Source organism: Deltaproteobacteria bacterium (assembly GCA_016933965.1).
Classification (GTDB): domain Bacteria; phylum Desulfobacterota; class Syntrophia; order Syntrophales; family UBA2210; genus JAFGTS01.
Map to the genome: position 1 here is coordinate 1 of JAFGTS010000055.1, position 13,848 is coordinate 13,848.

Here is a 13,848-nt window from a genome sequence, read left to right on the forward strand (position 1 = left end):
GCCCTATCCGAGCAACCGTTCCTACATCGTCGTCGAACTGGAACCCACGGTGACAGCGGCACTCGCAGTTGGAGCGCAGGAAGATGATATCTGCGTATTCGTCGATCCTGAAGATATGGATGGGTTCGCCATCGGTGACGAACTGGCGATAGGAGATTTGGAAGAAGACTATGAGCTGATTTCATTCGATGTCACGAGAGGCCTCTTTTCCATAGACGATGGTCTTGATCTTGATGTCGAAGAAGGTGCCGCCGTTTCCTGGATCGGTCCGATGCAGAGGGGATATGAATCCGTAGAGACCGAGATGTACGAGGATTCGATGTATTTTGCCGACCACATTATTGTGGCCAATCCCGATAATCTTGATTTCGGTTCCTGCACAGGATCGGTAAGGATAACAGCCCCTGAAGAGACTGAGGTTGAAGATGCTTATTATAACGGTGAAGGGTGCGGTTTCGTGGTGTACGCACTCGAACTGGATGTTGATCTGTCCATGGCCTATGCGTCCGGCACTCCTGTCGAGGGATATAACTACAACTTTGCCGGAGCCTATAATACAGTCGTGGTAAGTGGCCCCTACACGGCAGGTGTCACGGAAATAGAGGTGGACAATGCATCAGGATTAGAGGCCGGTGACGGGATCCTGTTCGATGAGGGCGGGATGCCGGTATTTGCCGTCATCGAAAGTATCGATGGAAATGTACTGACCCTCACGGCCGGTCTGAGCGCGGACGTTGCCAGCGGTGTGACCGCTGAAGAAGCGACGTTCATATCCACGGAGATGGTAACGGGATATCCCTTTGTGCTGGTAAAGAACATGATCGGCGTTAAGCCCAACAGCACGGTCACCTTCGACGATGGTGTGGAAACGGACAGTGCCACGGTTGTCGGCGCTCTCTCTGATGGGTCGGGAGCAGGGTATCTGGTGATAGACGATATCACGTCCAATTCCGAAGGGAATCCCTATAACTTTGATGCTGATACCACCGTGGTAACGATCGGTTCATCGAGAGATGCCGATGTTCTCCAGGTCAAAGTACTTGACCGCTCAGGCAACCCCAGTTGTGCCTGGTTCGACGAGGTCGGGTTCGACGAGGACGGTGACTGGGATATCTTCTAAACATCAGCATACTGCTGCATAAATAAAAAAGGCGGCCTTCGGGCCGCCTTTTTTATGGATTGGGATTAGCGGATTAAAGGATTAAGCGGATTACGAATTACGGGTTAAGAGGGTTATATAACGAGAGGCGATTGCGGCAATTGCCCTTTGGTTGAGCTCATAAGTTCATAAGGGTTGTAGTTGCCCGATTTATCGGGTGCTTTTTGCGTGTTTGTCATTGCGAGCGAAGCGAAGCAATCTTAAAGTGCAGGCAAACCCATGAGATTGCCACGCCCACCTTCGGTGGACTCCAATGACAGAAGGCCCCAATCCCGAATCACGAATCCCGCTGCCACTTTGAAACGATCCTTTCCGCTTCGGCGATGACGTCGTCTATGACCTCGCGGACGCTTTTCAGTTCCCGGATCATGCCGCCGATCTGGCCGCAGTAAACGGAACCTTCCTCGGTGTCGCCTTCGATGCTGGCCATGGCGGAGCGGCCTTCTCCGATCAGTTCGAATATTTCCTCCTGAGAGGCCTGCCGCTTTTCCGCTTCGAGGATCATCGCCGTCAGTTTGTTCTTGATGCCCCGTGTGGGCCCGACGGTCGTTCTTCCCGTGAGTGTCGTTCCATCAGCCGCGACCCGCAGGATAGCTTCCTTGAAGCGGGGGTGTGCTGCCGATTCATGAGTGGCGACGAAACGTGTTCCCATCTGGACCCCCTGTGCTCCCAGGGCCAGGGCGGCCATGAATCCCCGGCCGTCCGCGATCCCACCAGCGGCCACGACCGGTATGGAGACACGGTCAACGACCTGGGGGACCAGGGCCATGGTGGTGATCTCGTCGAAGCCGTCGTGACCGCCTGCCTCGATCCCCTCGGCGACGATAATATCCACTCCGGCGTCGGCGCACTTATCGGCGAACGAGACCGAGGGGACCACATGCATGACCGTGCAGCCCGCGTCCTTTATCATGGCGGTGAATTTTTTCGGGCTTCCCGCCGATGTCGAGACGGCCGTCGCGCCCCCCTTGATGCCGGCCTCGATCAGGTCCCAGGCATCGGGACGCGCCAGGGGAACATTGATACCGAAGGGTTTTGTCGTTATGTCGCGGACCTTTTTCGATTCCTCTATGACCTCTTCAACGGTCATGCCCCCCGTGGCGAGAAGGCCGAGGCCTCCCGCCTCGGAGACGGCCCCCGCAAGCTTGGCCTTGCCGATCCATACCATGCCGCCCAGAATGATCGGATACTCGATTCCCAGAATGTCGCAGACCAGTGTTTTGAACATGAATGCCTCCTTGGCTGAGTTCTTGAGTTCGTAAGTTCATATGCTTATGAGCCGATATGCCCATGTGCCCGCGCGTACTGTAATGTATGGATTCACACAAGGTTTTTCAAGAATACAGGATTAACTGATTCCCGGTCAGAATGCAAGGTTCATGAGTGCCTGAGTACAGGAATCGTGATTCGAGAAACGTGAACTGGGGATTCGGGATTGCAGTTGCCCGATTCATCGAGCTCTTTTTAAAAAGCCGATACATCGGCATACTACAAAACCAGACTGACAACATACCTGTCTGATAACCCGTAATCCCTAATCCCTTATCCGCAATCCCGAATCCAGTTCCCCTTCAGACGCCTCATTTTCAGCCGCCTCATTTTCAGCCGCCTGTTTCCGATAGAATTCATACACACCGGACAACCTGAGAATGGTGGTCATGATGGCAGGATGGATCGCTTCACAGAGCTTCATTATCAGTACCGGGCCCGGATTAACGATGATCTCCTGCTTGTCCTCTCTGATAGCGTGAATAACCGCCTTTGCAACCTTATCAGGTGTTGTTTCACCAGTCATGGCCGGCGCGCGTTTGTTGTAAACTGCAAACATTCCTTTTTCAGATACAAAGCCGGGGCAGACAACGGAAGCACTGACCCCCGTGCCCCGCAGTTCCTCCCTGAGTCCGCTCGTCCATTCAATAAGTCCCGCCTTTGTGGCGGCATACGTTGCTGAATAGGGTGACCCCTTTTGCCCTCCAAGGGAAGACATGGTCACAACATGTCCCTTTCCCCTTTCCAGCATGTGCGGGAGGAGAAGACGCGTCAGCAGAAGAGGGCCCCGCAGATTAGTGTCGATGATACGGCGTATATACTCGAGCGATAATTTGATATAACTGCAGACCCATTCTATACCTGCGTTGTTGATCAGGATTTCTATGCTTCCAAGTTCACGGTGTGCCTGTTCAACGAGTTTTTTGAGAGAATCAGCATCGGTTATATCAACAGGAACGGCGACCGTTCGTGTGCCATGAACTGAGAGGTCTTTTGCAACGATGGTCAGTTCTTCTTTTGAACGGGCCGCCAGGACAAGATTGACACCTTCTTTCGCAAGTGCCTCGGCAATGATCGGCCCGAGGCCCCTCGATCCTCCAGTGACGATAGCGTTGAGCCCTTTTATATTTTTCAAGCTTTTCGTCTCCTTTTCCAGTGGTTACTTCTCATCAAAGACATCGATATCGGCACACTGCAAAAACTTTGACCTCAGGAATCCCTGATTCCATCAGCAGCGCCTCAGTGCCTGGTTGATCCCCCTTTGAAAAAGGGGGATTGAGGGGGATTTTCAAGTATATAAATCCCTCCCGGCCTCCCTTTGCTAAAGGGAGGTGAAAAACCGTAATCCGTAATCCATAATCCCCATTCCCGAATCCCGCCTCCTGATCCCCTCACTCAGGCACTGTGAAGCCCCACCAGCTTCCGGGCTGCTTCCTTGTATTTTTTCATGGGTGCTTCGACCATGAGCATCATCTTCTGCGATGCAAAGGAACCTTCGGCGTGAACGGTACAGACCTCGTGCCATGCGGCGAAATCGCTTCCCACAACATGGTGGAGCATGCTCATCAGTTTCATGCGCGTTTCCGCGTCATATCCTTCGGCACCGCCGAGATAGCGCTCCAGGTACGGCCGGAGGTCGGGATTTTCCCAATCCCGGTATGTCGGCTGAGTTACCAGTATGCCTCCTGTGATATCCTGGATGAGCCTGATGAACTCGTGAAAGTGTGATGCGAAGAAAAGCTTCGCCATGTTGCAGGTAAGACGGTTGGGGACGAAAAGTCCCGACCCGCCGAAATCCTCCGGTTCATACATTGCTGCCTTTGCCAGGGACCGGGTGGTTTCCGTGTATTTTATCATTTCGATAAATGCTTCTCGAATATGAGAAGATCTGTTGATACCGTTCGCTTCAGCCGCAAGTATTCCGAGACCTGTCATGAATTCCAGGATCGGTATTTTATACGTAACGGCAGTGAATCGATGAAAGGCGGCAAAGGCGTAAGCAAGGGCCTGTGCAAACTGCCATTCCCGCTGCATGAATACCCGTTCCTTTGGTATCCTGACCTCATCGAAGATCAGAAGTGATTCAATATGCCCTCTTTTCGGCTTGGGAGTAGGAAAGTGGTTCCTGTCCTCGAACCTGAAATTCGGCCGGCATATCTGTGTAATGCCCGGTGTATCGACGGGGACCGCGAAGGCAACGGCGTAATCGGCTTCCTTTTCAGTCAGGTTCCTGGTAGGAATGACAAGAATTTCATCAACATACGTCCCTGCGGTGATATGCGCCTTCGCCCCGGAAACAACTATTTCATCGGCTGTTTTATCAACGATCCGGAGATAGTAATCGGGGCTTTCCTGTCCGGAAGGGCCTTTCTTACGGTCTCCCTTCACGTCCGTCACTGCTCCGGCCAGTGACAGGTCCTTTCCGGCACAATACCGGCGGTAATCGTTCACCCGTTTTTCATATTCCTTGTTTCCCGTCAGCCGTGATGCGACTGAAAGGGCGTTGATAATATCCGTTCCCACGTCTTTCACGAAGGGGATCGCGCCATCGGCGTAGTAACAGGCTTCCAGGATGAGATTGTGCCTTTTGCGTACCGATTCGGGATGGTCGGGAACTTCAAAGTAGGCACTTATGTCTTCGCCTGTTTCGGGGTCCTTCATAACCGCGATTTCCCGTTTCTCCGGGTCGTGTGCGAGCAGAAAGTCGTGCGCCGCCGTTTCCACACCTACTTTGATATAAGGGTCTTCAGTGACGTCTGAAACCGGGTTTCCCATGATATACACGGTCCTGCCGTCCCTCAATCCTTGCCTGTATTCATCGGCCGTTCTCAAAGCCATTATATCCTCCCTTTTTGCGACTTAACTGATCGGTTTCATCATCTCGCGGAGCTTTGCCATGAATCCCACATCCCCTTCGATCTTCAATTTTCCCGTCACCACGGCCGTGATGCCGTCAAGTTTGCCCGTGACGATATCGTGGTAATCGCAGTCCCGTGCCACGAGGTACACCGTCGGCTCCGTGAGAATGCCCTCGCTCAGGGTCATCGTCCCGTCCTGTATGGTGATCGTCCACTTTCCGCCCCCTTTGCCGGTGATGTTGTAACTGACGGTTGCTGATACTCCTTCTGCTTTTTCAGGGATGAATCGTTTCGGCATATCCTCGAAGAAATGGGCAACCGGGACCGGCTCCGCTGTCGCTTCTTCCTCAAGGAGCCGGATAAGGTCCTTTTTGATCACCTTGCCGACGGCATTGGTAGGAAGCCCCTCGCGAAAGACATAGTACTGCGGTACCTTGTATGCCGCCATATGCTGCCGGCAGAATTCCCGGATCTCGTCTTCTGTTGCTTCTTCGCCCCGCTTCAGTACGATACATGCCTTTGCGACCTGGCCGTATTTCCTGTCGGGTTCGGGGATGACGGCCACCTGGCTTATTTTCGGATGGGTGTAGATAATGCTTTCCAGCTCCTTTGGATAGACGTTCACACCGCCACGGATGATCATGTCTTTCATGCGGTCGACGATGAAGAAGAATCCATCATTATCAACGTAGCCGACATCCCCGGTATGAAGCCAGCCATTCGTAATGGTTTCCGCCGTCATTTCGGGGTTGTTAAAATAGCCCATCATAACCGTATCTCCCTTGACGACGATTTCACCGATCTCTCCCGGCGGCAATTCCCGGTCTTTTTCATCAAATATCTTCACATCGATTCCCATGAAGGCCATTCCGATCGAGCCGTCCTTCCTGCTGTCAAGATGATTTGCCGTTGTGCCGCCGGTGTTTTCCGTGGAGCCGTATGCTTCGATAATTGGAATTTTAAATCGTTCCTCACATTCCCTGAGTTGTTCCGGTGGAATGGGGGCCGCCCCTGAAAGGCCGAATACGAGAGAACTTGTATCGACGGTTTTTGATTCCGGTGCGTTGAGCAGGATGTTCCACATGGTTGGGACTATGTAGAAGGCGTTTATTTTGTTGTTTTCGACGCATTCCCAGAATTCCGATGCAGAGAATCCCTTTCTCAGAACGATCGTTGCGGCCCGGTACATACAGGGAAAGGCAAGGTCGTTCAACCCTCCGGAGTGAAAAAGGGGAAGGACACACAAGGCCCTGTCTCCCGGATTGAGAGGAAAGGGTTCGGTCTTGATCTTTGCACCGAAGATGGTTCCCCTGTGGGTGAGCATTACACCCTTCGGCGTGCCCGTGGTCCCGGAGGTATACATCAAGGTAGATATATCGTCCGGTCCAGGTGGTGAATCGATATCCGGTTTGCCGCCGGAGCGTGCAATAATGGCCGGCAGATAGTCATGAGGATAATCGAGGTCCAGCGGTTCAGGGGAATTGATCACGATCGCCTTAACGGACGGCATATCATCTTTGATCGCTGATACGATAGGGGCGTATTCGGCATCCATGACAAGGATCTTCGGTTGCGAGTCGTTCACGAGAAAGCGAACTTCTTCCGCCTGCCACCAGCAACTGATGGGGCCGCCAACGGCACCTATCTTCTGCGCGCCGAGAAGGGTGTAGAAATAATAGGGGCTGTTTCCCAGCATGTAGGATACGACATCACCCCTCCGGACCCCCTTATCAAGCAGATAACGGGCAAAGGCATCGGTCCGTTCTTCAAGTTTCTCGTAAGTTACGAGGTCATCGTAATAATTCAGAAAAACGGTATTTGGGTGGTTCCGGGCGTTCGCCGCAACCAGTTCCTGAATGGTGCGTGGTTCCTGTTCCATGGGTGTTCCCTCCTGTCGGTGTTGAGTATTCATGCATGGCAGCCGGGATGTCGCGTCCATCAGATCCTGAACCATCCGCTGTCCCGGTACCATTTCAGCGTTTCCCTCATTCCCTCCGGCATGGTGGGATAGAGGAATGTAAATCCGGTGGCCTTGAGTTTGCTGTTGTCCCAGACCCTGTCGCAGGTGAGGTAATGGAGCGTTGCGGTTTCAAGAAGCGATTTTGTTCCAAAAAGTCGTGCCAGAAATTGCGAAAGGGCCGCCACGGGAATAAGGATGTTCTTGGGTACGTGAATAAAGTCTTTTTCTTGGCCAAGGAGTTCGCGGGAGATCAGTCTGAAGAACTCGGCTGTCGTGATTCGCGTATCGTCGCTGATATTGTAGGCCTCTCCCACCATGGCCCCGGTGTCATAGGCATGGATCGCCGCCCGGCAGACATCCCGGACATGAACAAAGGCCTCGATCCGGTCACCCCGGCCGATCATCAGCATCTTTTTCTTCCGGCGGTCCTGGTACACCTGCTTGAATGCGTTGTAGAGGCCGTATTCACAACGGGTCCCGTAAATCGCCGCCGGTCTCAGGATGGTGGCCTGCAGGTTCTTATCTTTCATGTATTTCCAGACCACCTGTTCCCCTTCCCATTTGGTGATATTGTAATTGTTCAGAGGCGGTGTCAGTTTCCGGTCATCTTCCGCGACCGGCTTTCTCTCGTGCCAGTCATAACCGTAGACGCCGACCGATGACCAGTGGATGAGCCGTTCCACGCCGGCCGTCACTGCAGCATCGCATATGTTCTCTACCCCGCCTACATTAACGGCCTGTATGATCTCGTCGGGCGTTGAATAATCATGAATGCCGGCGACATGAAAAACTCCTTCAACCCCGTCGGTCAGCCGGTCCAGGCCGTTTCTTTTCGTCAGGTCCGAGGCTATGAATTCAACGCCAAGGGCCTCAAAAAGGGCACTGTAGTATCGACTCGAAACATCGGTCGCCCGAACCCTGAACCCTGCCGCCACGGCCTCCATGACCATGTGATGACCGGTAAACCCGGCGGCGCCGGTGACAAGAACATTCCCTCGCTTTTTATCCATCAGAACCCCTCCTGTTGGGAAATTCCCAATCGATCAAGAACCGCCTGAGTGGGGTGCCCCGTCGGGTCCCAGCCGCGCAGGTGATAGTAACTGTCGAGCATGGACTCAAGTTCGATTGACGGCCACCCGTCTTCTCTGACTTCATTCAACAGGCGGGGGGGCAGGGTATCGTCGGCCCTGTTGATGCCTTCGCGGCAGTTCATGAGCCGTTCGAGATTGAAGATACGTTCCCCTATCTCGTAGTACTCGCTTTTTGAAATCCTGTATCCGAGAAGCCCCGACATGAGCGCGGCATAATCGGACAGATCCGTGGTCTTGACGGCTATGGCGGGGAGATTCCGCATGATGAACTGCATGATGGGAAGGGGTGTATATTTGTACGCGAAGTTTTCCTCAAGGAAGGGATACATGGTCTGTATGCAGAAGATAGAGGAATTGACCGCGTCGGTCAGATCCTGCATGAACTTGACGAAGTGGGGTTTGCCCTTTGTTCCATGCTGGCTCAGATAGGTGTTGACTTCTATGGCATGGGTGCTGCCTGAAAGATGAGTGGCGCCGCAGTTGGCGGTCGCATATGCCAGGCCCTGGCCGGTGCATCCCCGCGGGTCATAGGCGGCCATTTCCAGACCTTTGACATGAATGGCGAAATCCTCGCCGCTGTATTTTTCAGAGAGTCGTTTCACTCCCTCGGCAAGCTCATCCCCCAGTCCCCTTCGATAGGCGATATCCTGAAGGAGTTCGGAAATGCCGGAGGCGCTTCCAAAGGAAAGGGTACCGGAAAGCATACCGCGTTCCATCAGTTCCATGGCAAAACCGATCGTCCCGCCGGCACTGATTGAGTCCATGCCGAGCCGGTTCAATATGTCGTTCCATTCGGCCACCATCGAAAGGTCGTCTATCATAAGGTTCGATCCCATCAGGCCGATGGTCTCATACTCTGGCGATACCAGTTCCCTGCCGCCATAACGACCCATGCGCCCGCACTGAATAGGACATCCGACACAGCCATGATTTTTGACATAGTGCTCGTTCTTTATTTTCTCGGCGCTCAGATGTTGAATCTTATCGAAATTCGACACGCTGAAATTTCGCACCGGTGTGATGCCCGATGTGCCATAGAGCATCACGTTCTGCGGGGTCCCGAGTTCCCTGAGCTGCGTGCCCGTGTTCGGATGGGAGGCAACCTTTTCCTGCGCCCGTTTTACCGCTTTTTCAAAGAGTCCCGGATCGGCGGGACGAAATTTTCTGCCGCCTCGTGCCACGATGCCTTTAAGGTTCTTTGAACCCATGACGGTGCCGAGACCGCAACGTCCGGAGACTCGTCGCCCCGATACGATGACGGCGTACCGTACGAGATGTTCACCGGCAGGACCGATGACCGCCCAATCTCCTTCGTGCTTCCGTTCTTCCTGGACCTGATAGGTATCCATGCCCCAGAGAGAAGAGGCATCTTCAATGACGGCACCATCATCAGTGACCTTGATGTAGACCGGAGAATCCGAACACCCCCTGATCACGATCCCGTCAAACCCTGCTCGTTTCAGGCTGAGGCCGACGCGCCCGCCGGCGAGAGACGAGCCGAATATGCCGGTGAGAGGGGACTTGCCGGCAACAATGAAACGGCCTCCCGCTGGAGAGGGGGTTCCCGCGGTGGGTCCCGTCATCATGACAAGGATATTGTCGGGAGACATCGGGTCCGTTCCCGGCCTGATAGCGTCGTGTAATATCTTCAGGGCTATCCCTTTGCCGCCGAGGAATCGGCGGCGGTCTTCCGGGGAAACATCCATGTGATCGATGTGACCGGTGGTAAGGTCAACATCGAGAATCCTGTCGTTTACCGGACCGGGTGTTCCCATATCCCTGTTCCCTCCCTTGTTGCTGTTGCACAATCGTGTTACTGAGTGTACGGTTCTTCGAGCCTGAGCAGAACTTCAAGAGGACCCCGTTCATTCTTCTTCTCCACTGCCCGTATTACCATGTCGAACAGGATGTCCCGGTAGGCTGAAATGCTCTCAGGCCGTCCGACGACCAGCCACTGGATGGTCAGATGCTCTATGAAGCCGAGCACCATGTTTCTGACAATGTAAGGGTCAAGGTCCTCTCTGAAAACCCCTTCTTCAATTCCCTGCTTGTAGGCTTCTACAATAGTGTGGGAAGCCTCCCGGACGGTCAGGTACGCCGGGGACTGGGTAAATCTCTTGTTTCCCTTCAGGGTCAGCAGCGCCACCGAAGTATACAGAGGGTTGTTTTCATAGAACTCAAGATACCCCTGGATGATGAGACGTATTTGTTCCTTCGCTCCGTGAACGTAACGGCTTACCTCCCGCATCCGGTCGAACTCTCTTTTTGTGTATATCTCGGGGATGGAAAAGAGGACCTCTTCTTTCGAGGTAAAATATTCATAGAGGGTGGCATCGGAAATCTTAGCGGCCTTGCAGATATCCGATATGGTCGTCGCCTCGTAACCCTTTTCACCGAAGACCGTCAGTGCGCCTTCCATGATGTTCACGGCCTTCTGCAGGTTCTGTTTTCTGTCCTTTTTCTGAGTGTTTTTCCGTGCTTTCTTTTTCATTTTCCAACCTTTCCCGTCCATAATGAACGGCGATTTCTTACGGTCATACAGCATTTCATTTGCCGATGTCAAGAAAAAATCATAATAACACTTTAATATAGAGTAAAAAACAATATAGGCATTAAGATAATGAGATGATAATCTAGATACATATATCAAAATATGATTTTATTCTTGACACTGTATTGAATATGTATACAATCCACGAATAATCACTTCAACAAACGAGGAGGCGGGTATGAATTATCGCGTACTGGAATATGGGGTGATCGATGATGTTGCCGTTATCACCATGAACAATCCACCTGTTAACGCCCTGGGTATTCAATTTCTCGAGGATATTACGACGGTTCTCGATCAGATCGAATCTCCCGGCGCTGCACGGGCCGTCCTCATCACCAGTTCCTGCCCCGGCTTCTTTTCAACCGGAGATGATGTGGGACCGCTGAAGGATATCGACGATGAAATGATTAACATGCTGCCCGCGGCCCACGCCTTCCTCGACAGGCTCGAGGCTCTTCCTCTGCCGACTGTTGCGGGCATCAACGGTCACGCGCTCGGTGGAGGGTTCGAGCTTGCCCTCGCCTGCGATTTTCGTTTTATGGGTAGAGATTCAGGAAGTATCGGAATGCCGGAAGTACGCCTCGGCATGATACCCGTCATGGGTGGAACGCAACGTTTGCCGCAGATAGTGGGGCGCGCGAAGGCCCTGGAGATGATGATAAAAGGCCGTGCGCTTACCCCCGGGGAAGCGAAGGAATCAGGCATTGTCACTGATATCTTTCCTCAGGAGGAACTTTTCGAACGGTCTCTTGAGTATGCCCGGCGGCTGGCCCGTCAGGCGACAATGGCCATCGGGCGGATCAAGCGGTGCGTCATGACAGGATTGAAAGACGGTTTCGATGCCGGTATGGCCATGGAGTTTCAGACCTTCCGGGAAAATATCCGCACACATGACGCCCGGGAAGGTATCGATGCCTTCCTGACGGGACGCAGGCCGGAGTTCAGGGGAAGGGACTGAGGGTTCTGATGGAATGAGACAAGATCGAAGAAGTAAAAAGAGAAGGTTCAATAAGACAGATAAAGGAGGGAATCATGATCATCGATATGCATTGCCACCTGTATACCTGGAGTATGATATCGGATCGATACTGGGATGAACTTGTAGAGATCGCTTTGGATTTTTTCAGAAAAAACAATCTGGGTGAACCGCCGAAGGAAGAGATCAGGAAGAATATCATGGATCCCATGATGGACCCCGACGGCTCAAAGCTATTCGCCTCAATGGATGCCGCCGGTGTCGATATTTCCGTGATACTTGTGACGGACTGGGGATACGGGATCGGTGAGCCGGAGGACACGATCGATGATATCAACAAAGTATATGGTTCGATCGGCAAAAACTATCCCGACCGTATCATTCCCTTTGCAGGCGTTGACCCGCGAAGGCCCGGCGCCGTCGATATCCTGGACCGGGCAGTCAACGATTACGGGTGCAAGGGGCTCAAGTATCACCCTACGTCGGGGTTCTATCCGGATGGCGAGGAATCGTACCGGGTACTCGAGAAGGCCGAGGAACTCGGCATTCCGCTCCTGTCACATCTGGGTCCCATATCGAAACCGCTGAAGAGCAAGTATGCTATGCCGATCAACCTGGATGCCGTCGTCACCGATTTCCCGAAACTTACCGTCATAGGCGCTCATATGGCCTTTTCCTGGTGGCATCAACTGGTCAATCTCATTGCTGCCAAGGCGACGACCTTTTACGCTGACTTTTCGGGAATGCAGGTCCTTGCACGGAGAAACTTCGGCGAGTTCTGTCATATGTTGAGGGCGGCCTTTGATGAAGCGGGGGCTGAAAAGTTTCTCTGGGGGACGGACAATCCCATACTGGAGAACGTGATCCCCGTAAAAGACTGGCTGCAAATGGTCCGGGAGCTCCCCGAAAATGCTCCCGACGGCCTTGTCTTCACAAAGGAAGAGATCGAGGCCGTTCTTGGCGGGAATGCGAGGAAGATATTGAATATATGAACGGGGGATTAACGGGGTACGGATTAGCGGATTACGGATTAACGGATTAGTTATTTTATTCACAAATCTGCATCCCTGATCACGCCCATGGTGCCTGAGTGCCTAAATGCGTGACAAAACCTGCTTCCCCCTTTGGGAAAGGGGGATCGAGGGGGATTTCAAATACATAAATCCCTCCCGGCCTCCCTTTGCTAAAGGGAGGTGAAAAACATAATCCGATAATCCGTAATCCATAATCCGTTACTCAGATTTCATTGACAACTCCCTGGAAATGGATTACAAGACCGGCCACAAAATCGTGCCGGGGAGAGACGTCTATGTATTCCGCCAGTGACCTGAAGAAGAACCTGAAGATACAGATCGATGGTGAACCCTATGTTATCGTCGATTTCGAATTTTCAAAGCCGGGGAAGGGGCAGGCGCTTTATCGCTGTAAGCTGAAGAACATGATCACCGGTTCCCAGTTCGACCGCACCTTTCGTTCCGTTGATAGCTTCGAGCCGGCGAACCTTCAGGAAAAAAAGATGCAGTATCTCTACCGCGACGAGAGCAATTACTGCTTCATGGACAATGAGACCTACGAACAGGTCTTTCTCATGGACGACCAGGTGGGTGACGCCCGTAACTTTCTCATTGAGAACCTTGATGTGGAAATACTTTTCTTCGGTGAAAAGGCACTGGGCATCACGCTTCCCAACTTCATCGATGTCACGGTGATAAAGGCGGAACCCTGGGCCAAGGGTGATTCGGTCACGGGGAAGACCAAGCCCGCTGAAGTCGAGACGGGATATATCGTACAGGTTCCCCCCTTCGTAGAGGAAGGGGAGCGGATCCGCATCGATACCAGAAGCGGGGATTATGTGACAAGGGTCAAAGAATAAGCGGCGATTCTGTAAAAAGTCCCCAGTCATGCCATAGCGGTGTGCATTGCAATAGAAAGTAATAATAAAGGAATGTTCTTTGCGAGATCGCTTCGTTTCGCTCGCAAT

The 13,848-nt window shown here is 52.8% G+C and carries 11 protein-coding genes; 4 read left to right on the forward strand and 7 right to left on the reverse strand.

Going from position 1 to position 13,848, the window contains the following annotated elements; translation table 11 throughout:
* Window positions 1-1,120, forward strand: a 1,120-nt coding sequence (locus tag JXO48_12635) for a hypothetical protein (protein ID MBN2284726.1), incomplete at its 5' end; no start/stop codon positions are given.
* Between the two features lie 316 nt (window positions 1,121-1,436).
* On the opposite strand, the gene JXO48_12640 is transcribed toward JXO48_12635, so the two are convergent.
* The 7 genes from JXO48_12640 to JXO48_12670 all read right to left on the reverse strand — a co-directional run bounded on the left by JXO48_12640 (window position 1,437) and on the right by JXO48_12670 (window position 10,828).
* The gene (locus JXO48_12640; GenBank protein MBN2284727.1) at window positions 1,437-2,387 is read right to left on the reverse strand and encodes a nitronate monooxygenase; all 951 of its coding nucleotides are present in this window, start codon (window positions 2,385-2,387) and stop codon (window positions 1,437-1,439) included.
* A gap of 306 nt (window positions 2,388-2,693) precedes the next feature.
* On the reverse strand, window positions 2,694-3,563 hold the full coding sequence (locus tag JXO48_12645; protein MBN2284728.1) for an SDR family NAD(P)-dependent oxidoreductase: 870 nt from the start codon (window positions 3,561-3,563) through the stop codon (window positions 2,694-2,696).
* Window positions 3,564-3,823: 260 nt separating this feature from the next.
* Window positions 3,824-5,266, reverse strand: coding sequence for a gamma-aminobutyrate dehydratase (locus JXO48_12650; GenBank protein ID MBN2284729.1), 1,443 nt, complete (start codon window positions 5,264-5,266; stop codon window positions 3,824-3,826).
* Between the two features lie 21 nt (window positions 5,267-5,287).
* Window positions 5,288-7,165, reverse strand: coding sequence for a long-chain-fatty-acid--CoA ligase (locus JXO48_12655; GenBank protein MBN2284730.1), 1,878 nt, complete (start codon window positions 7,163-7,165; stop codon window positions 5,288-5,290).
* 59 nt (window positions 7,166-7,224) lie between these two features.
* Window positions 7,225-8,256 (reverse strand): NAD(P)-dependent oxidoreductase, encoded by a 1,032-nt coding sequence (locus JXO48_12660; GenBank protein MBN2284731.1) that lies wholly within the window; start codon window positions 8,254-8,256, stop codon window positions 7,225-7,227.
* Window positions 8,256-10,112, reverse strand: a complete 1,857-nt coding sequence (locus JXO48_12665; GenBank protein ID MBN2284732.1) for an aldehyde ferredoxin oxidoreductase family protein — start codon at window positions 10,110-10,112, stop codon at window positions 8,256-8,258. The genes JXO48_12660 and JXO48_12665 overlap by 1 nt, the downstream gene beginning before the upstream one ends.
* Window positions 10,113-10,150: 38 nt before the next feature.
* Window positions 10,151-10,828: a TetR/AcrR family transcriptional regulator gene (locus tag JXO48_12670; protein ID MBN2284733.1), complete on the reverse strand. Its 678-nt coding sequence runs from the start codon at window positions 10,826-10,828 to the stop codon at window positions 10,151-10,153.
* A gap of 238 nt (window positions 10,829-11,066) precedes the next feature.
* Between JXO48_12670 and JXO48_12675 the strand changes: the two genes are divergently transcribed.
* The 3 genes from JXO48_12675 (at window position 11,067) to efp (ending at window position 13,740) form a co-directional block, all read left to right on the forward strand.
* A complete protein-coding gene (locus JXO48_12675; GenBank protein ID MBN2284734.1) occupies window positions 11,067-11,849 on the forward strand; it encodes an enoyl-CoA hydratase/isomerase family protein in 783 nt (260 codons plus the stop codon).
* Between the two features lie 74 nt (window positions 11,850-11,923).
* Window positions 11,924-12,859 (forward strand): amidohydrolase, encoded by a 936-nt coding sequence (locus tag JXO48_12680; protein MBN2284735.1) that lies wholly within the window; start codon window positions 11,924-11,926, stop codon window positions 12,857-12,859.
* 317 nt (window positions 12,860-13,176) lie between these two features.
* On the forward strand, window positions 13,177-13,740 hold the full coding sequence (gene efp, locus JXO48_12685; protein ID MBN2284736.1) for an elongation factor P: 564 nt from the start codon (window positions 13,177-13,179) through the stop codon (window positions 13,738-13,740).
* Window positions 13,741-13,848: the final 108 nt, after the last annotated feature.